Here is a 20,450-nt window from a genome sequence, read left to right on the forward strand (position 1 = left end):
TCTCCCCTTATTGGTCCGAAGACAGTTCGGTGTATATTTCCTTCCACCTCTCCAGGTTTTCAACGGAGTGCAGTGCTTCCAGCCAAGAGTCAATCTGATCTGCGGATTGTGATAATAAGGAGTCCGTCAACCGGCCATGCTCCATTTCCAAATATTCCATAGCCCACTTAAGAATGATGTTTTTTGAATCGTCGAGATAACGATCTGCCGGGGCTTCCAAATCATCCTTCAGCTTTTCCATCACTTTTTTCTTGCCGTTATTCTCAAAAAAGTCCTTCGTGTTCTTGAACAGTCTAAGAGCCGGCTGGAACCGTTCCCTCTCTACTTCTGAAAAAGCATTGGAAAAATTAATGGCTTTTGGTCCTCCCAGTTCATATGGAGAAATAACGAGATCTTCTTGCAGCTTACTGATTTTCCCCAAGTATACTTCAAGTTGCGAATTCAATTGTTTTTCTGTAAATTTTTCTGTTCTTAAAGTTGTTGCCCGCATCTCCTGTGCAAAATCAAACCCGGCTGAATCAAGCAATTCTTCAAGCGCTGAATAAAGAGCTGCCTTGGAAGATGAATGCTGAGAGAACAAAGCCGGATGGAATGCTTCCTTGAAGAAATCGGAATACCGCAGAAATACCCTTTGTTTTACATAATGGATCAGCTCTTTTATCTCTTGAGTCACACGGAGCTTGATGCTTTCCGGAGCCTCGCTCTTTAGGGTATCCTTCAGTTTCTCTTTTAGCTGAAGGAATTCTTCTCTTCTGGCTTCACGCTTCTGTTCATCCATGGAGGAGTTTTCAATTAACGTCCTCAACCGCTCCAGACCTCTTTTCCATTCTGCTTCGGCTGATTGAGCGGCCATCCATTTTAACTCGCCATCGATGAATTGATCGAATTCTTCTTTGAAAGAATCCATTCCAGAAAGACTGGCAGTCTCTTTTTCTATGGCCATCTTGGATGAAACTCCAAAGATTCTAGGGAAACGGATACCGTACTCAACCAGCTGGCTCGATACATAATCAATGACTTCATGCTTTTCGTCCTCATCTTTAGCAAGGTCCACTGCATTGACGACAAAGAACATCTTATCCATTTCAAAGGCATCCTTCACCCTGCCGAGCTGGATCAGGAATTCACGATCTGCTTTTGCAAAAGCATGATTATAATAGGTCACAAACAAAATTGCATCTGAATTTTTAATATATTGGAAAGCCACGCCGGTATGTCTGGCATTAATTGAATCTGCCCCTGGAGTATCCACCAGCGTGATTCCCTGTCTGGTGATAGGAGAATCATAGAAAAGATCAATGGATTCTACGAAGCAAGACTGACTTTCGTTAGCGACAAATCCCTTAAACTCGTCGAGATCCACTTTCAAAACCTCTCCAAGCTGAGACTTATATTGATTGTATCCCTTTAGAAACGCGGCAAGGAATGAAAGATGAACTTTTTCCTTTCCCTCCCCATCCTTGCTGTTTAACAGGTCAGGAATGCGCTCAGCAGCTTCACTGAGTGAGTCCGCTCTATACCGGAATACATTCATAGAATTCTGGACGTCTATCAACATCTCCTTTTCACTTTTCAAGAACACTCTTGCAGTTCCATGCTGATTTCCGTTCATTGGCGGCCTGATACGATTGATTGAAGCTGTAGTAGGATTTGGACTTACCGGAAGCACCTTGCTTCCCAAAAGGGCATTGGCAAAAGAAGATTTACCGGCACTGAAGGCACCAAATAACGCTATGGTAAAGTGCTGATCCCGAAGTCTTTCTGCCTTCTTTTGCAAAACCTCCGCTGTTTGTTTTAATCCCTTTATGCTTTCAAATTTTGAACCCATGTCATTAAGGCGCTGAATTAATGGCTCCAAAGAAAGATTGCGCCCGCCGGCGGCTGATTGCTTTTCCTCATTTTCTGAGATAGCCGTATCCTTTTCCGTCAACGCTTCTTCTACGTCACCTTCACTATATAATACATAGTCTTTCTCTTTCTTCTTCCACTCTTCATCCCACTGGTTGATCGTCTCTGCGGATGAAAGATTTACTTTATCTTCAATGATACTCTGAAGGTTATGAATCTTGATTTCCAAGTCTTCCTTATAAAATTCAAGTTTTTTCAGAGCATCGGTTTTATTCTTTATCTCCTTATACCTTAATTCTAATTCTTCATTTTCTTGGTTTTTCTCTGCTTCAATCAACTCTATGAGCATGTTTTTTAAATTTTCCGTTTCATTTCTTGCTTTTCTTTTCAGCTTCCCTGCAAGTTCTTCGCAGTAATTAAGGACATACTCTCCAGTAACCCTTGCTCCCGGCCTTGCTGTTTCCTTCAGATCTTCTTCTGTAACTTGCACGGTAAGTCCTTCTGATTTGGCAATTAAATCTTCGTCATGAAATCCTGCCTTTTTCATCACAAGACTGCCTAGTCCACGCAAATGCCACTCCAGCTGTGACTGAACATTACTTCCAAGATTTCGAATCAGGTCTTTCATACGCTGCTGCCGTTCTTCTTCTGTTTTCTTCTTGGCAAATATCATGCCTATCTTGAAGTCGTCTTGCAGAGATTCCAGGTACTTCTTGGCCAATTCCCTCGTTTCAAACGGCATTAAGTATGCATTTTTAAGAATCTTTTCCCTTTCCTGATCGAAGATTTCCACATAATGCTTTGAACTGTTTTGGGCAATCTTCTCGCTTAGACTGGACTCTTGTTCGTATAGCGCATCTTTGTCCTTGAAATCTTCATCTGTAATGATATCAGCAAGCGAATCCTGCTGTCCCTTTAAGTTTTCTCTTAGCCATCTTTCATGTTCACTGACAAGGAGGTTGACTCCTGCGGCAAAAGAATGCTGAAGAAGTTCATCTTTATTTTGAAATTGAGTGTTGATCAAGTCCCTGACTTCAGAAAATTCATTATGCGGGTCAGCAGTATCCCGGAGTGATGTGAAAAATATCCTTTCCGGATTCACCTGCCATGCCGAGAATGACTCTGATACCGATTGCTTGAAATTTTCAAAAGACAATTCATCTTCATTATGTTTATCAATTTGATTTACTATGAGATAAAGCCTCACACCATTGTTAGCAAGCTCCCGTGCATATTCGAAGTTCAACTGAGACTGTACATGGTTATAATCCATTACATAAAATACAATATCCGCCAGATGCAGGGCCGACTCGGTTGATATACGGTGAGCATCATCCGTACTGTCTACCCCGGGTGTGTCCAGGACGGTCACTCCATCAGGAAGCTTAGTATCCTTCTTGCCTATTTCGATGCTTTGAACATTTTCTCCATCTTTGCAATATTTTTTCACAATATTAAAGTCATAAGCACCATCGAAGATAACCGACTTCCGATCATGATAATGAACCTTTGCGAAATCTGTCTCTGCATGATGAAGCTTTACCAGATTTGCAGAAGTCGGAATCGGGCTTGATGGCAGTAATTCCTCACCAGCCAGTGCGTTAATCATAGTGGATTTACCCGCAGAGAAATGACCGCAAAATCCCGCGATAAATTCGTTTTTCCAGAACTTATGAGCCAGTAATTCGGCTTTTGCAGCCGTTTCTTTATCACCTGCTTCAACAAGAGTTTCATATAAAGAAGCTAGTTTATTTAATTTCACTGTAGTCTTTTTGTCTGATAGCGTTTGCAAAAGAACCTTCCCCTTACACCTTTGAGTAGTCATGATAATGATATGCATCTTTATTTTAGCTTATAATTCGATTCTTTCCTATTAAAACATAGCGAAAAACCATGGAGGCACGGTTCAAATACCTCAGGAAGCGGAGCACACTATAACTCAGCAAAAAAGGACTCAATATTCAAGAGTGCTTGAACATTCAGTCCTTTTTCGGAAGCTATTGACGATTATAAGCAGGGATAAGTTCCCTTAGTTTTTCCTCATCTTCCGGCACATCAGGAACAGTAACGGCGGAAGCCCCTTTTGTAACGAACACGTTATTTAAAACATACTTCATGACCAACCCATAAACTGCTGCTGTCAAGATGACCAAAAATAAAACCATGCGGAAACTCCTTCCCTCGAACTCGCGTTGAGAATAATTTTCATCTTCAATTAGAATATTATCAGAAATGATAATCATTTTCAATCATATTCAGTGCATTTTTGTTAAACTTTCTGGCATTCCATGCTTAAAGGATAGCCGGGTAAAGTTGAATGGACTTCAGCTTTTTTTAAAAGGCTCTTTTCGTAAACTTTGTTGCTATTTGTTACTAATTCCGAAAAAGTAACCATATTAAGTGGGGGGTAAATCTGGGAACACCGAAAAGAAAAGAGCTACTATCCCCCGATAAGAGATAAAACTCTTAGTATCTGGGGGTAAATCCGGTTCTTGGGATTTTCCGATAGCAACAATATATGAGAAAACAGCCTTTTGAAGAGAGTCTATAGAAAAGCGCCTTCACATTTTATGGTCTTCAAGTAATAAGAATTCATCTAAGAAAAAACCCTCAAATATTCGATAGGAATACGGAAACAATTTTTTATAATATTTCATTCCATTTCTTCTCTTTTCACCATAGGTATAAACCGCTTTTTACCTTGATGCACACTCTGGTAATTTGTTGCATCTTCCAATGCCTTTTCTTCCAGGGGAATTCTTACAGATAAAATAAATTGGTTAAGCAAAGCAAAAATGAAAAGTGTCCAGTATGCGTTGAATATCAGAGGGATGACGATTAGTTCTATCGTGACTATAAGGTAATTAGGATGCTTAATGAATTTGTAAGGACCTTTCGCTATTACTTCAGCCTGTGGCAGGACAATGATTTTCGTATTCCAGTACCTTCCCAATGAAGTAATCACCCACACCCTCCCGGCTTGAGTGAGCAGAAAAAGGATGAACAAGGCAGCCCAGTATTGATTCAGCGGCCTTTTCATAAAGAATTCTTCCGCCAATAAGGAAATGAAAAAAAGAAGATGGATGGAAACCATCAACTTATAATGTTTCTGTCCATACTCTCTGGCACCCTTTCCCTTCATCCATTTTTCATTTCTTTTAGCAATAACCAATTCTGCCATTCGTTGAACCGCGATTACGGTGAACATTAAATAAAACATCATTCCCACCTCATTAGCAGCAATTCAGAACTGAACCCTGGCCCAAGAGCGACGCCAAGTCCGATCTCTCCAGCTTGTATATCTTTGCTCAGGTGCTCTTTCAGTACATAAAGAATGGTCGCTGAAGACATATTGCCGAATTTCCTTAACGTATCTTTTGAAATATCCAGAAGACCCTCTTTTAACATCAATGCTTTATCATAAGCTTCTATTACCTTCTTCCCTCCCGGGTGTGCAACAAAGTGCTGGATATCCTTCAATGACAACTTATGCTGCTTAAGCAATTTCTCAACATTCGGCTTTAACCAGCCTTCAATAATGGAAGGAATATCTTTAGAAAATACAACAAAAAGTCCATCATCTTTGATATCCCATCCCATGACATCCAGCGAATTTTTCATGGTAGTTGATTGCGTCGCAAAAATGGCGGGCAGCGGGCCATCTGCTCTTTTTACAGCCTGGCTTTCATCACCGCTGACAAGGCAGCAGGCGGTTCCATCAGCAAATAAAGAAGTGCCGATCAGGTTGCTCTTTGATCGGTCTCCATGCTGAAAGGTCAGGGAGCATAGTTCGATAGTCAACACCAATACGTTTGCCTTTGGAAAAGCGAGACAGTATTCATATGCCCTTGACAAGCCGCTTGCTCCTCCCGCACAACCTAGACCCCATATCGGAATCCTTTTAACGTGTTCAGGGAATGGCAGATGATTCATGATCCTTGCCTCAATACTCGGTGTGGCTAAACCAGTCGTACAAATAGTAAAAATAGCATCAACATCCTCATATGATACCGCACTGCTGCTTTCAATACACTTCCGAATCGCTTCTATACCCAGTTCGACTGCATTTTCGATAAAAGAATCATTTTTCTCCTTAAACGAGCGTGGCCTTTTGAACCATTCAATATCATGGACAAAATACCTGGATTCTATCTCCCCATTTTGGAAAACAGGTAAAAGCCTTTTTATATCCCTGAAATCCTCCGAAAACAGGTTTTCAGCGAACATCGCCACTTTATCTTGCTTAATGGAGTAGGGGGGGAGGGCTGTTTCTACACTTATAATCTTTGGCATATTTATCTCTCCTTACCTCAGTAAGGATATCTTTACCAAGCCGGTAAAATTCATTCATTTTCTCTATAAATCAGTAAACATGCAGAGTTTTTAACCGATAAAAACTATATACATAAAAACCATGAGAATAGTACTATTTTTGCTGCGAGGAAATTCCCCTGAATTTATAAAATTCATAATCATCATTCTTTTTTCCTGGATTTTATGCTATTCTAAAAAAAGACAAAATAACGGAGGATTCGACATGACTACAACAACCTCAAGTGTTACCGATATAGTAAATGGTACGATACAGTCGATTAAATCGGTCATTCCCCTCCCTGTAAAAGTCGATCAGCCTGCACTGCTTTCGGAGCCGTTAAAGACACATAAAATCGGTGTACTAATTGGTCTTACTGGCGACATTCGGGGGCAGATCATATTCGACGGAGATATAAATGACTTCCAGGGTCTTGGCACAGCCATGTTCGGTATGCTTCTCGAAGGGGAAATGCTTGAATCCTTTGCAGGGGAGCTAGGCAACATGATAGCGGGCAATCTTTCCACACACATTTCCCAGCTTGGCCATTCCATGGATATTACCCCTCCTACTGTCATTGCGGGCGAGTCAAGGCTGTCCGGATTTGACCGGGCTTTAAAACTTCCGATCACATTAGAAAACGGCAGTCAATTCATCGTGGTGATAATGCTCGATCTGGACTGACTGATTTTATGACAAAGAGAGAAGGCATGCGTCATTCGCTTGCCTTCTCTCTTTGTTATTTTATCTAGCTCTCCGCTATTTTACAATGCTTGATTGAAGATTGGCATAGGGCTCGGTGTAGTAAAGATTCCGTTTTTCCATGCCCTTTGGTGTGTCATCCGGTTTTTTACGATGATCTTCGGGTTACGGGTTTTCATTGGCTCTTAGTCCTGTTTTGCGGGCCAACATTATAGGATTTCTCCGTCCTCATTGGTCCGCATTCCTGCTTTGCGGACCAACATCAGGGGATTTTTCCGTCCTCATTGGCCCGTATTCCTGCTTTGCGGTCCAACATCAGGGGCATTCCCCACTCTCATTGGCCCGCATTCCTGCTTTGCGGTCCAACATCATGAAGATCTTCCATTCTTATTGGCCCGTATTCTCGTCTTGAGGACCAATATCACTCCTACCGTCATCTTGCAGGCTGATCAGACTGGTCTATCAACCTTGAACTCCAACAAATTACCTGATCAAAAACCCTGAATCGTCATTCCACCGTCTACAAAGAGGGTTTGTCCGGTCACATAATTCCCTGCTGGAGAGGCCAGGAATACAGCCGGCCCTACAAGCTCTTCCAATTCCCCAACCCTCTTCAGGGGAGTGACAGCTAAAATATCTTTCACGTATTCTTCATCAGCCAGGAGCTTTTCTGTCAGAGGCGTTTTGAAATACCATGGCCCGATACTGTTCACATTGATATTATATTTGCCCCATTCCAGAGCAAGAACCTTTGTCATTTGTATGAGAGCAGCTTTCGTTGCCGCATACACCACTCCCGTCCGAAGGGCTACATGTCCGGCAACAGAGGAAATCGTGATGATCTTCCCGCTGATTTGCTCCTTCATAATCTTACCTGCTTCCTGACTCATCATGAATGCTGACTTCAGGTTGGTATCCATGATTTTCTGCCATTCTTCATCCGTAACATCCAAGGCCTTTGAACGTATATTCATCCCTGCATTATTTACGAGGATGTCTATGGATCCTGCTTGTTCTTTCACACTGGAAACAGCTTTCGAAACTTCTTCTCTTACCGTCACATCTGCAGTCAATATGTAAGCTTTTCTTCCAGCTTTTTCAATATGAGAAGCGGTCTCTTTCAAATCTTCTTCTGTTCGGGAGATAATTGCTACATCAGCACCCGCTTCCGCCACTCCGATGGCAATAGCCCGTCCTATTCCTCTGCCTGCTCCCGTTACAATGGCAGTCTTTCCCTTAAGCTCAAAAGATGGTAAAAACATAACAATCTCCCCTTTAAACTATTTTCCTCATTTTAACATAAGCCGTTTATTTTCATGAGGAGATTGCTCTCACACGACTAATCCTGCTGATCTGATATTTTTTGAAAATGATTTTGGATTGTTATTTTCTTAGTTTCCTCACAGCATAGATCGCACACATCTTCCTTTTCAAACAGTCTCCTGCACCGGTCACAATAAAATTTCTCCATTTCCATACCTCCATGAACTCGCTGATTCCAATATATGCATCGAATTCTATGTCGGTGCCAGGCTTACAAGTAAATTGTTTAGGATTCCACTGATTCAAAAAGTAGATCGACGATTCATTAGTCACTATCTATGTATATGGACTTTAAATCTATGAGAATAGGGTCAAATCTTTCCATTAACCAAGCATTGCTTTTCCCAGTTTTTCAACAAATCGGAGTAAAGTAGAACTATGAATTATAGGAATACCAACAAAAAAGCCCAGATGCATGCTCTGGACTTTGAGAGATCACGAAGCTCTTTGCTCCACTGCTCTCACCGATTTTTCCGTTCTTCTTACATTAAATACAATATTCAGCAGAATGGCTGTCAGGCTTCCTGCTACGATGCCGTTACTGGTCAGGATCTGCAGGCTTCCAGGCAGCTGGCTGAACATGTCAGGAACAACGGTAACTCCCATTCCCATCCCGACCGCACAGGCAACGATCAAAAGATTTTCCTGTGAATTGAATTCTACGCGGCCAAGCATTTTGATTCCATAAGCGACCACCATGCCGAACATGGCAATCATCGCACCTCCGAGTACTGGAGATGGGATGACGGTGGTCAGCGCGCCGATTTTAGGTACAAGCCCCAGCACGACAAGCATGGCTCCAGTCAAATAAATCACATTTTTCGTTTTAACACCTGAAAGTTGAGTCAGGCCAACGTTTTGAGAGTAAGTGGTATATGGAAAGGCATTAAAAATGGCTCCAAGTACAATGGCTGCCCCTTCTGCACGGTATCCCCTCGCCACGTCATTCTCTTCGATTTCTTCGTCACATATGTCACTTAGCGCAAAATATACCCCTGTGGATTCCACCAGGCTGACCATAGCAACCAGGATCATGGTTAAAATGGCTGTTAAATGAAATTCAGGCATTCCAAAGTAGAACGGCTGGGCCATGTGGAACCAAGAAGCTTCAGCTACCGGTGAAAAGTCAACTTTGCCCATGAATCCCGCTGCTATCGTTCCGGCCAACAGTCCCAGCAGAATGGCTACCGCTCTAACAAATCCTTTAAAGAAACGGAATAATAATATGATGAAAAGAAGAGTTCCGAAAGCTAAGCTGATGTTGGAAAGCGCACCAAAATCTGCAGAACCTTCACCGCCAGCCATGTTATTCATCGCCACGGGAATCAAGGTGATACCAATAATGGTCACCACAGATCCAGTGACTACCGGCGGGAAGAAACGGATCAGCTTGCCAAAGTATTTGGAAATCACCATCACGAACAGACCAGAAACTAAAATGGAACCGTAGATAGCAGGGATTCCATATTGCCCGCCAATGGCAATCATCGGCCCTACTGCGGTAAATGTACAGCCAAGCACAACCGGAAGCCCGATACCGAAGAAACGATTCTTCCAAACTTGTAAAATGGTCGCCACACCGCACATCAGGATATCAATCGAAACTAAGTAAGTAAGCTGCTCACCAGTAAGGCCAAGCGCACCGCCTACAATCAACGGAACAATGACGGCTCCTGCATACATGGCAAGAACATGCTGAATCGCAAGTGATGATAGTTTCAAAGAGTTCATGTTAATACCCCCTCAGCGAATTGCACTTTTCCATCAGAAAGTGATTGAAGCCTTGCAAGAGATTCTACTTTGTACCCTTTTTCTCTTAAAATCTTTCCTCCATCCTGAAAAGCTTTTTCAATGACTATGCCAATGCCTGCGATGGAAGCACCTGTTTGAGAAACTATACTGATTAGTCCCTCTGCAGCTTGTCCATTAGCAAGAAAATCATCTATGATCAGGACGTTGTCATTTTCTTTTATGTACTTTTTAGAAATAGAAATGGTATTTGTTTCTTCCTTTGTAAATGAATACACTTCGGCGGTAAGCAGACCTTCCGTCAAAGTAAGCGACTTTCTTTTCCTGGCGAAGACAAGAGGCACATTCATAGTCAGCGCTGCCATCACTGCAGGCGCGATCCCTGAAGATTCAAGAGTAACAATCTTTGTGATGCCTCTATCCGCGAAAAGCCTGGAAAACTCCTCTCCAATCTCTTTCATTAAAAATGGGTCGACCTGATGGTTTAAAAAGGAATCCACTTTCAGAACTGAATCAGATAATACGCTGCCCTCTTCGATGATTTTCTCTTTTAACTTTTTCAATCCATTCTCCTCCTTCCGCCCTTAACAATAAAAGGCTGTTTTCGCATAAATTGTTGTTTTCGGAAAAATCCCAAGTGCCGGATTTTCCCATAGATACTCATTTTTCGCTCTCTGAACAAAAAGAGCAGCTCTTTTCTTTCTTGCTTACAAGGATATTTATGGTGAATATAGCGGGTTTTTCGAAATTGCACCGAAATAGCAACAAAGTTTACGAAAAGAGCCTAACATAAAAAGCTCAAGGGCATCACACTCATCATATGAGTGAGACAATGCCTTTGAGCTTTTAAAATCAAAGAAAACAGAAAGAAGCTTTCCATCCATTGCTCACTCATAGTCGAATAATTTACGGTTATCCGGTAGAGACTTGCGGGCCATATTCCCGCCGTTATATGAGTAAGTGTTATGTAATTTATTCATAGTATATCAGTTTCAAAAGTAATTTCAAGTCTTTTTTTAAACATATACGAACGTTAAATAAATCTAACTACTTTTTGTTCGGATTATCTACCTTTCAATAATTGGTCTTTTAGGTAATCAAGGGGGCCCCCCGAAGGACAATCTTACGACTTGAGATACCCTCATATAAACTCCTGAACAGCTCTAAATCACTCTTCTTCACACTTCTTTCACAAATAATCTTTTCAGGTGTGACTTTTATCACAGATAGGACACAGTTTCATCTTTATTATTAAGGTATCAAGAATGTTAGCTACAGGAAAGGAGTGAGCCGCATGGCAAATCCGCAGTTAAATCACAAGACGAAGGTAAAGACCGAAGATTCCTCATCTTTGAAAGGAACTTTCGCGGCCGTATTGTTTCTCGGGCTGTTTCTTATCCTCAGCTGGTTTGGTGTTTTTTATATTTTCATAGATCGTTTCTAAGTGGAAGGGGAAGATTGTTATGCATATGCACCGTTATGAAAAATGGTGGCTGGCTTTTGGTACTGGGTCTCTTATTATATTCTTAATAATTCTAGGAATCGGCGCTTTTCATTCAGGCCACACTCCGCCGAGCGCCAAGGCGTATATCGATCCTGAGCAGGTAGATCAAATAGCTCCATTCAGTGAGCCAGGATTAAAAAAAGTGGAGGGCAAAGATTGGGATTATGAACTGGTCGTTGTTGGTTCAGCCTTCTTTTATTTCGCTGGCGAGGAAATTGAAGTTCCTGTTGATTCAAGGGTGAAAATCATTGCGACTACAAAAGACGTAGTGCATGGATTTCAAGTGGCAGGCACCAATATAAACATGATGCTCGAGCCGGGCTTCATCAGTGAATACGTAACAACTTTTGATAAAAAGGGTGAATACCTCGTATTATGCAATGAGTATTGCGGGACAGGTCACCATATGATGCAAACAAAGATCAAGGTGGTGGACTAACATGATGACTAAAGTTGATAGAAGAGATGGCCGGTTAGCACTCGCCCATATATATGTAGCGTTCATTGCATTGGCTCTAGGCGGACTTGCAGGATTGCTGCAGGTATTAGTCAGATCAGGAAGCTTCACTCTTCCGGCCAATATTGGATACTATCAGGTATTAACTGTCCATGGGGTTTTATTGGGACTTGTACTTACAACATTTTTTATCTTAGGTTTTCAGCATGCAGCAATATCCAGAACATCCGGCACCTATCGCAGCGGTTCTCGAAAAGCAGGCTGGATTGGATTTTGGGTCATGCTGATCGGGACAGCTATGGCTGCTGTCATGATATTATTGAATGAAGCTACTGTTCTGTACACCTTTTATGCTCCTCTTCAGGCTCACTGGATTTTCTATCTTGGTTTGACTTTTGTTGTAGTGGGCAGCTGGATCGGCGGAGGTGCTATGATTGCCGAATATATCCACTGGCGAAAACAGCATCCGGGCAAGCCGAGTCCGCTTTTGACCTTCATGGCCATCATCAATACTGTTCTATGGATTGTAGCAACCTTAGGTGTTGCAGGAACGGTATTATTCCAGCTCCTCCCCTGGTCGCTTGGATTGGTCTCTGAAGTTGATGTGCTGATCAGTCGTACCCTTTTCTGGTATTTCGGCCACCCGCTTGTGTATTTCTGGCTTCTGCCCGCTTACATGGCTTGGTATGTGATCATTCCAAAAATCATTGGCGGAAAAATATTCTCTGATTCACTGGCCAGGCTTTCTTTTATCTTATTCCTGCTCTTCTCCATTCCAGTAGGCTTTCACCATCAACTCGTTGAGCCGGGAATCGATGCATCTTGGAAGTTCTTACAGGTTGTTTTAACCTTCATGGTTGTCATTCCATCACTAATGACCGCCTTCTCCTTGTTTGCAACCTTTGAAATGTATGGAAGATCCAAAGGGGCAACAGGATTATTCGGCTGGTTCAAAAAACTTCCTTGGGGAGATGCACGTTTTACTGTTCCATTCATCGGAATGGCAGCTTTCATCCCTGCCGGAGCCGGGGGACTGATCAATGCTTCCAATCAAATGAACCAGGTTGTCCATAACACGATATGGGTAACAGGCCATTTTCATTTGACACTGGCGACTTCTGTTGTATTGACCTTCTTTGGAATAGCTTACTGGCTCGTCCCTCATTTGACTGGACGCGTTCTTACTAAAAAAATGAACAAACTGGCTATCGTTCAAGCAGTGGTTTGGGCAGTGGGAATGAGCATCATGTCCGGAGCCATGCATGCTGTCGGGCTGCTCGGTGCACCAAGACGTTCTTCCTTCTCAACTTACGGGGATGCACCTCAGGCGCTCGATTGGATTCCTTATCAGGTCGCACAGGCAGTCGGAGGTACCATCCTATTCCTGGGAATCATCTTGATTCTTTATATCTTCGTCAACTTGGCATTCTTTGCTCCAAAAGGCGAAGAGGAGTTCCCAATTGGTGAAGCAGCAGAGGAAGCAGAAAAGACTCCGATGGTACTGGAGAATTGGAAAATCTGGCTTACGGTTCTCGCTGCTTTGATTCTGATCGCCTATACGATTCCGTTCGCTGACATGATTCAGAATGCACCGCCTGGTTCCAAAGGGTTTAAGTTGTGGTAATAGTGTTTACAGGCCTCTTTTAATAGAGGCCTGTTTTTTTGTGTTATTTAGTGTTTTTTTATTATGAGAGCTGTAGTGAAGTCTGCATCCGTTTCAGGAACATTCGTTTACTATTTCTCTTTAGACGCACGCCGTCTCCTTCTCGCGGTACATTATCTCAGCTTTTTTTCCTTTTGATGTACCCCGCTCCCTTTGCACGGTGTATCCTTTCCATTTTTTACTGTAGAGGTATTTCTGCCTTTAATGTCCCCTCTATTCAACAAATTTCTTGGCATAGAAAAAACGGCAGACCCATCAAAGGGACTGCCGGTTTCAACTGAAAATTATTAAGATAGGTTATAAACTCCAGAATACTTCTCAGTGAGGTAATTTACAAGATGTGTGGCATTCAACCCTTCACCGGTCACCTCAGTAAGGATTTCAAGCGGTTTTTTCATTTTACCCCACTGATGGACATTCTTTGTCATCCATTCACGGATAGGAGCAAGGTCGCCTAGTTGCAGCAATTCATCATAATTCGGAAGGTCTTTGATCATCGCTTCCTTGAATTGAGCTGCATACATATAACCTAAGGCGTAAGATGGGAAGTAGCCGAAGCTGCCGCCTGCCCAATGGACATCCTGGAGAACACCCTTTGCATTGGTCTCTGGCCTGATTCCCAGATACTCTTCGTACTTATCATTCCAGATCTGCGGAAGGTCTTTCACTTCAATTTCATCATTGAAGAGACCTTTCTCGATTTCATAGCGGATCATGATGTGCAGCGGGTATGTGAGTTCATCTGCTTCAATTCTGATTAAAGAAGGTTTTGATTCATTGATCGCGCGATAGAATTCTTCCAGCCTGACTTCATCAAACTGTCCTTCGCCAAACTCCTTAAGCAGGGAATAATTCTTTTCCCAGAAGGAATAGTTTCTTCCAACAAAATTCTCATAGAATAGTGATTGAGATTCATGGATTCCCATGGAAGTGCCTGTAGCAAGTGGTGTTCCTGTGAGGTCACCGGAAATATTTTGTTCATAAAGCGCGTGTCCGCCTTCATGGATGGTGCCGAAAACCGCAGTTCTCCAGTCACCTTCATCGTACTTGGTTGTTACCCTCACATCTCCAGGGTTCAAGCCAATGGCGAATGGATGGACCGTCTCGTCCAGTCTTCCTGAATTGAAATCGTATCCCATTTGCTCCAGGATTTTAAGGCTGAATTCTTTTTGCTTTCCTTTGGGGAAATGCTCGAAGATAAAATCAGTCTTGGGCTTGCTGTCACTTTCACTTATGCGCTGCACGAGAGGAACGATTTTTTCACGAAGCTCGCCAAATACTCTGTCGAGAACTTCTACAGTAACACCCGGCTCATACATATCGAGCAGCGTATTATATTTATTGCCTTCGTAACCCCAATAGCCAATAAACTTCTTGTTGATTTCCACCAACTTTTCAAGGTATGGCTGGAAGGAATCAAAGTCATCATTTTCTTTTGCGCCTTCCCATGCACTTTCGGCTTTGGATTGAAGTACGACATATTCCTTATATTCATCTGCAGGTATTTTTTATTGCGGTCGTATTCTTTCTGGCACTCTTCCAGCACCTTCAGGACCATTTCCGGCAGATCGGATTTATGTGCAGATAATTTTGCTATGTAAGCTGCCATGTCTTTGCTTGTCGACATTTCAAACACTTCAGAAGACAACAGTCCGATTACTTCGGATCGCTGTTCAATTCCATTCTTAGGAGCACCTGTCCTTAAGTCCCAAAAAATAAGACCCAGCGCTTCGTTGTATGCTGACATCTTCTTTACATATTCTAAAAATTCTTTTTCAATTTCTTTAATTTCTGTTGACATGTTACTCCCCCTACTCTCTATTATCCTTGCTATTTTATCATATTTTTCTGATAAATACTCTTTCTGAAGACTTCCTGCCATGAGTTTTTAATCGTATTGGAAAACATTCTGCTGCTGCCACCTAAACATTCATAGTATATTAATATGGGACAAGCGCTTTAAAAATGCATAAAAAGAAAAGCGGAAAATTGAATTTTCCGCTTTTCTGTATTCTATATTAATACGGCAGCACAGACTTGATTTGAGGCAGGAGAGGCAATTCCTCTTCTTTTAATAGAATGGATACTGATCCCTTATCCTCCGATGTCCTTATCAGCCTTCCGATCCCCTGTTTAAGACGAAGAAGCATGTAAGGAAGATCGACTTCTTCGAATGGGGTTTCTGCATGATTTCTCTTAGCGTCAAAGACCGGGTCCTTAGGAGGGAACGGCAATGAATAGATCAGCACCTGTGACAGCGATTCCCCCGGTATATCAAGCCCTTCCCAGAGGTGGTAGGAGCATAAAACACTGTTGATTTCATTCTGGAACCTTTCTACAGCCAAGCTGATCTCTTCATCTCCTTCATAATACACCGGGTAAGGCAGTTCCTTATCCTGAAGGTAATGCTTGAAGGTATCGAGGTCTTTTTTAGTTGAAAACAACAGAAGTGTCTTCCCTTCATTATCTTCTATCTTATTCAGGCAGTACTGAAGTTTTTCTTCTGAACTTCCTGTACGCAATGGCGGGATATCGATTTTCATATTATCTTCATAGTTAAATGGTGATTCCACAGAAAATGATTCATACTGATCAATTCCGAGGCTGTTCGCCAGATAAGAAAAGTCCTTGTTGTTTGAGAGAGTAGCTGATGAAAAGACAAAAGGAATCTTTTGGTTGAATACTTTCTGCCTTAAGATTTCCTCCACAAGCCGCGGCATGATAACGAGCGTGTCGTTTCCTTTATTGGCTTCAAGCCAGTTGATGCCCTTATTCTCTTCAAGGAAAAGCTTCAATGAGTATAGGATTTGTTCCAGGTACTCTTCAATCACCTTTAATAAGTATTCATCCATTACATACATCTCGGATTCAAACACCAATTCTTCGGTCAACTTATCTATTAAACCTACCAGTTTCCGGCCTTCCTCTTTCACACTTGCTGTCTTTTCAACATGAAGGCGGAACGCTCCCTCTTCTTTTTTGGCAGCCTGGTTCAAGCATTGGAACCAATAATCATTTTGATTAATGATATCCTCAATGAGATACATAGTATTTTCCCGCATATCACTGGCCGTCATTTTCTCCAGCAAGCTTTCAAGTGTTTCTTTTCTAATCCGGTATGTCAATGCTTTCTGGGAGGCGAATTCAAGCAAGTGTCCTTCATCAAAAATAACGGAGCTTGCCTGCGGAAGCAGCGGCAGCTGCCCTTCCCTCACCCTCGATTCTTTCGTCCAAATATGCTCCATATAAAAATCATGTGAAACGACAATCAAATCAGCTGCTTCACGGTAATAATCCCTGTTAAGGGTCTGTCCGCAGCGATGACGCTGAGCACAGGACATACAATCCTGAAGGTTGTCCCAGCCGACAACTTCCCATTCGTTATCCGTCAACCCGCTATACTCTTTCCGGTCTCCATAACGGTGATATTTAGTCATGGAAGATTTGCCATGAACAAATTCGGGAAGAGTGTTGAAGATTTCCATAAATTTATCATCTTCCAGCATCTCAGAATCCAGCTTCTGTAAACAAAGATATTGTTCCCTCGACTTTGCCAGCCTTACGTCCACATCAAGGTTCAATGCCTGTTCGATTTTCTTGATGTCGCCTTCCTTTTTAACAATCTGTTCAATCAACGTCTCATCCGCGCAAGCAATAATGGCCGGCTTTCCCGTATACCTGGCATATGCCAAGGCATAAAGTAAGTAAACCAGCGTTTTTCCTGTTCCCACACCTGCTTCGGCAAACATTACTTTTTTGTCCTGAAATGATTTCAGAACCTGAAAAGCCATATAGATTTGTTCATCCCGCAGCTCAAATCCTTTTTCAGGGAGAATGTCATAAAACACATCTCCTATCCAGTCACCAAGCCCCTCGTAAAATGACTGTTCCTTGGACAATGCAAATGGTAATTTACCTCTCATAGCTTCCTCCATCTTCACTCTGAAATCTATTATATATTAATGTGTAATTTCCTAATCCATAAAAGATTAATTTTATACTTTAACATAGAAAAACGCAAGCATCTGCCTGCGTTTCTGGGATAATGATATGAGTTTTCTTCTAAAAGAGCTTCCCTATTCTGTTCAATAGATTTCTAAGAAGCGGACATCTCTTGTTCTCAGGAATGGTTGCGGGGATTGCTGTAAAAAAGTTCATAAGCAAGTGCATTCGTCAAATCTTCCTTCGCTGACAACAACCCTCCAATCACCTGGCTGTCCATCTGCATTTTTTCTTCTTCTATTAATTCCATTGTAGACTGTAATGCTTTTGAAATACGACTGTAGTCTATTGACGATCTTTCCACTGCGTTTCACTCCTCATTTACTTTATTGAGTAGTATACGCAGGTTTCCAGGCGGTTATGACCGTTACATTAAATGATCGCCTTACAACATCAATTAGCTCCCTTAATCTTCCTCATCCAGAAACAATTCTTTCAAAAATTTTTCCCGTCTGTTAAGAAAACCAGAAGTGATTTGATAATGTTCCGTATCTTCATAGCTGATTGGTTCTATAGGACTCTTATCAAAATTATAGATGGTTGAATCAGGGTACCCAAGAAGGATCGGAGAGTGCGTGGCGATAATGAATTGAGCATCCCCTTTGTCCACTAATTCATGTATAATTCTCAAAAATGCCAGCTGCCGGGCTGGAGATAAAGCAGCTTCCGGTTCATCCAGAAGATATATGCTTTCCTCACCGAAACGGTTAAGAAACAACGAGAGGAATGATTCCCCATGAGATTGCTGATGCAGTGACTTTCCTCCATACCCCTCATACATGAATAAGGGATCGTCTTTTGACAATTCATCCAGGTAGGAAGCGAAATGATAGAAACTTTCCGCTCTTAAGAAAAATCCCTTATTAATTTTTGGAAGCCAAGATAGCCTGATAAAATTCCCTAGATCAGACTGAGAGGCTTCGAGGGAATAATTCGTATTCCTGCCCCCGCCGGCATTGTTGAACCCGCACTGATCGGCAACCGCTTCAAGAAGGGTCGACTTTCCTGATCCGTTTTCTCCTGCAAAAAAAGTGACCGGACGCTTCAGTTCCAATGATTCGAAATTATTAAGTGCCGGTATGGAAAAAGGATATAGGTTGTCATTAGTTATTTTATCTCGCAATAATGTAATCCGCTTTAAATACACCGCCTCGACTCCTTTATGATTTATTTGTTCAGATAAACAAAACCGAACGAGAAAAGGAACAAAAGAAGAAATACAAGGATGATTCCTCCATTACCCTTCTCAGATTTATCCTTCTGTTTATTCCTTTGAATGACAGAATAAGAAAGAACTGCACCTAAAACGAATATTACTGGAAAAAACCATTCCATTTCAGATACCTCCTTTTCAATAAATAACTTCTTAAATTCCTGTTACTTGGATTCTAAGGATAAAGTTATCTCTTTTTCTGTTATTCCTGACTCCATATTATCTATATCCTGCCAGGCAGACTGTACCTCAAGGCTCTGATATTTTCCATTAACATAAATTTTATAAAGAAACGATCTTCCCTTGCTTTTAAATGCTAATTTGCCTTCTTCGTTTTACCTATAGGGATTGAAAGCGGAAGGCGAGCACTTTCCTGCTGAATTAGCGGGCTTCTACTTTCAGCACCTAACTCGCTCTTGGAAATGCACTTGGAACCGAAATCCATTTCCACGAGACAGCTCATAGAAAAAACCGCCTGGATGCCATGCGGTTTACTTGAGCTAACTTAGTCTTTTCTAGGTGGTCTAGGTCCCCAATACTGGTAGTAATCCGTTCTGATGAATCCATTGAAGAGTTTTCTTTTCTTCGTGGCTTTTTTGCCATAGACTTCTTCAAATCCTTCATGGGAAGTCATGATGTATTTAGACCATGTATCCATCTTTTCAAACGCGTGGCCCATAGCCTTATACATCTCTTCCACTTCTTTTCTTTCGCCTATACGTTCGCCATAAGGCGGATTGCCGACTATGACTCCATAGCTTTTGTCACTATGGAAATCCCTGACCTGCATCTGTTTAAACTGAATAAGTTCACCCAATCCAGCCTCAAATGCGTTGTTTTTCGATACTTCAATCATGCGGTGGTCGATGTCGGTACCAAGGATTTCAAGCGGCTGGTCATAGTTGGCAAGGTCTTCTGCTTCCATCCTGACATCATCCCATACTTTTTGAGGCATCCAAGGCCACTCTTCAGATAGAAAGTCCCTATTGAAGCCAGGAGCGATATTTTGGCCAATCAATGCAGCTTCAATCGGAATGGTACCAGATCCGCAAAAGGGATCCGCAAATGGTCTGTCCGCATTCCATGTTGTCAGTTGAATCAATGCGGCAGCAAGGGTTTCTTTTAACGGAGCCTCCCCTTGGCCGATGCGGTAGCCGCGCTTATGAAGCCCTTGCCCGCTTGTATCCATGGTGAGGGAAACCACGTCTTTATGGATCGCAACTTCCAGTTTGAATAACGGCCCGCTTTCCTCCAGCCAACTGGAACGATTATAAGCTGTCTGCAAGCGCTGGACGATTGCTTTTTTGGTAATAGCTTGACAGTCAGGAACGCTGTACAGCTTTGATTTTACCGATTTCCCTTGTACAGGGAACTCAGCGTCTTCCGGCAGATAATCTTCCCAGGGAAGTGATTTTGTCTTTTCAAACAATTCGTCGAAGGAATAGGCTTTAAATTCACCAACCAGGATTTTCACACGGTCCGCGGTCCTCAGCCACATGTTTGCACGTGCAATGGCTTTTTCATCACCTTCAAAGATGACTTTCCCATTTTCCACTTCACATTCATATCCAAGGTCTCTTACTTCCTTAGCGACCAGCGCTTCAAGCCCCATTGCCGCTGTAGCAATCAATTTGAATCTCATACTTTTTCACCCTAACTTTTAAAATATATACAACA

17 protein-coding genes, 1 pseudogene and 1 riboswitch are annotated in these 20,450 nt (G+C 42.1%); of the genes and pseudogenes, 4 read left to right on the forward strand and 14 right to left on the reverse strand.

Annotated elements, in window-relative coordinates; genetic code table 11:
* Positions 1-7: 7 nt before the first annotated feature.
* The 4 genes from B9Z54_RS16250 to B9Z54_RS16260 all read right to left on the reverse strand — a co-directional run bounded on the left by B9Z54_RS16250 (position 8) and on the right by B9Z54_RS16260 (position 6,141).
* Positions 8-3,640 carry a dynamin family protein gene (locus B9Z54_RS16250; RefSeq protein WP_162785257.1) on the reverse strand — a complete coding sequence of 1,211 codons (3,633 nt, stop codon included), beginning with the start codon at positions 3,638-3,640 and terminating at the stop codon, positions 8-10.
* Positions 3,641-3,845: 205 nt separating this feature from the next.
* Complete coding sequence (locus B9Z54_RS24940) at positions 3,846-4,013, reverse strand: hypothetical protein (protein WP_162785258.1); 168 nt, start codon at positions 4,011-4,013, stop codon at positions 3,846-3,848.
* Between the two features lie 488 nt (positions 4,014-4,501).
* Positions 4,502-5,071: an isoprenylcysteine carboxyl methyltransferase family protein gene (locus tag B9Z54_RS16255; protein WP_113929364.1), complete on the reverse strand. Its 570-nt coding sequence runs from the start codon at positions 5,069-5,071 to the stop codon at positions 4,502-4,504.
* Complete coding sequence (locus tag B9Z54_RS16260) at positions 5,068-6,141, reverse strand: type III polyketide synthase (RefSeq protein WP_113929365.1); 1,074 nt, start codon at positions 6,139-6,141, stop codon at positions 5,068-5,070. The genes B9Z54_RS16255 and B9Z54_RS16260 overlap by 4 nt, the downstream gene beginning before the upstream one ends.
* A 244-nt stretch (positions 6,142-6,385) precedes the next feature.
* Here B9Z54_RS16260 and B9Z54_RS16265 point away from each other — a divergent pair, with 244 nt between their 5' ends.
* Complete coding sequence (locus B9Z54_RS16265; RefSeq protein ID WP_113929366.1) at positions 6,386-6,844, forward strand: chemotaxis protein CheX; 459 nt, start codon at positions 6,386-6,388, stop codon at positions 6,842-6,844.
* Positions 6,845-7,353: 509 nt separating this feature from the next.
* Here the strand turns inward: B9Z54_RS16265 and B9Z54_RS16270 are convergent.
* From B9Z54_RS16270 to B9Z54_RS16280, 4 genes are all read right to left on the reverse strand, one after another.
* Positions 7,354-8,124 carry an SDR family NAD(P)-dependent oxidoreductase gene (locus B9Z54_RS16270; RefSeq protein WP_113929367.1) on the reverse strand — a complete coding sequence of 257 codons (771 nt, stop codon included), beginning with the start codon at positions 8,122-8,124 and terminating at the stop codon, positions 7,354-7,356.
* Positions 8,125-8,201: 77 nt separating this feature from the next.
* A complete protein-coding gene (locus B9Z54_RS26230; RefSeq protein WP_275887817.1) occupies positions 8,202-8,333 on the reverse strand; it encodes a hypothetical protein in 132 nt (43 codons plus the stop codon).
* Positions 8,334-8,620: 287 nt separating this feature from the next.
* Positions 8,621-9,916 carry a nucleobase:cation symporter-2 family protein gene (locus B9Z54_RS16275; RefSeq protein WP_162785259.1) on the reverse strand — a complete coding sequence of 432 codons (1,296 nt, stop codon included), beginning with the start codon at positions 9,914-9,916 and terminating at the stop codon, positions 8,621-8,623.
* Positions 9,913-10,497 carry a xanthine phosphoribosyltransferase gene (locus tag B9Z54_RS16280; RefSeq protein WP_113929369.1) on the reverse strand — a complete coding sequence of 195 codons (585 nt, stop codon included), beginning with the start codon at positions 10,495-10,497 and terminating at the stop codon, positions 9,913-9,915. The genes B9Z54_RS16275 and B9Z54_RS16280 overlap by 4 nt, the downstream gene beginning before the upstream one ends.
* A gap of 311 nt (positions 10,498-10,808) precedes the next feature.
* Positions 10,809-10,910: riboswitch (purine riboswitch) on the reverse strand.
* 318 nt (positions 10,911-11,228) lie between these two features.
* On the opposite strand from B9Z54_RS16280, the gene B9Z54_RS16285 reads away from it, so the two are divergent.
* Genes B9Z54_RS16285 through B9Z54_RS16295 form a run of 3 tightly spaced genes read left to right on the forward strand, consistent with a single transcriptional unit; the run spans position 11,229 to position 13,519 of the window.
* A complete protein-coding gene (locus B9Z54_RS16285) occupies positions 11,229-11,378 on the forward strand; it encodes a cytochrome c oxidase subunit 2A (protein WP_113929370.1) in 150 nt (49 codons plus the stop codon).
* A gap of 19 nt (positions 11,379-11,397) precedes the next feature.
* Positions 11,398-11,877, forward strand: coding sequence for a cytochrome c oxidase subunit II (locus tag B9Z54_RS16290; RefSeq protein WP_113929371.1), 480 nt, complete (start codon positions 11,398-11,400; stop codon positions 11,875-11,877).
* Position 11,878: 1 nt separating this feature from the next.
* Positions 11,879-13,519, forward strand: a complete 1,641-nt coding sequence (locus tag B9Z54_RS16295) for a b(o/a)3-type cytochrome-c oxidase subunit 1 (protein ID WP_113929372.1) — start codon at positions 11,879-11,881, stop codon at positions 13,517-13,519.
* A gap of 326 nt (positions 13,520-13,845) precedes the next feature.
* Here B9Z54_RS16295 and B9Z54_RS16300 read toward each other — a convergent pair.
* From B9Z54_RS16300 to B9Z54_RS16320, 6 genes and pseudogenes are all read right to left on the reverse strand, one after another.
* Positions 13,846-15,440 (reverse strand): annotated as a pseudogene (locus B9Z54_RS16300) (carboxypeptidase M32).
* Between the two features lie 136 nt (positions 15,441-15,576).
* A complete protein-coding gene (locus tag B9Z54_RS16305; protein ID WP_113929373.1) occupies positions 15,577-17,481 on the reverse strand; it encodes an ATP-dependent DNA helicase in 1,905 nt (634 codons plus the stop codon).
* A gap of 197 nt (positions 17,482-17,678) precedes the next feature.
* Entirely contained in the window at positions 17,679-17,864 is a 186-nt protein-coding gene (locus tag B9Z54_RS16310; protein WP_113929374.1) for a hypothetical protein, read from the reverse strand.
* Positions 17,865-17,966: 102 nt separating this feature from the next.
* Positions 17,967-18,707 carry an AAA family ATPase gene (locus B9Z54_RS16315; protein WP_113929375.1) on the reverse strand — a complete coding sequence of 247 codons (741 nt, stop codon included), beginning with the start codon at positions 18,705-18,707 and terminating at the stop codon, positions 17,967-17,969.
* A gap of 20 nt (positions 18,708-18,727) precedes the next feature.
* The gene (locus tag B9Z54_RS24945) at positions 18,728-18,895 is read right to left on the reverse strand and encodes a hypothetical protein (protein WP_162785260.1); all 168 of its coding nucleotides are present in this window, start codon (positions 18,893-18,895) and stop codon (positions 18,728-18,730) included.
* 383 nt (positions 18,896-19,278) lie between these two features.
* Positions 19,279-20,415, reverse strand: coding sequence for a THUMP domain-containing class I SAM-dependent RNA methyltransferase (locus B9Z54_RS16320; protein ID WP_113929376.1), 1,137 nt, complete (start codon positions 20,413-20,415; stop codon positions 19,279-19,281).
* Positions 20,416-20,450 lie beyond the last annotated feature (35 nt).

The organism is Bacillus sp. P14.5, from assembly GCF_003316765.1.
GTDB lineage: Bacteria > Bacillota > Bacilli > Bacillales > Bacillaceae_B > Rossellomorea.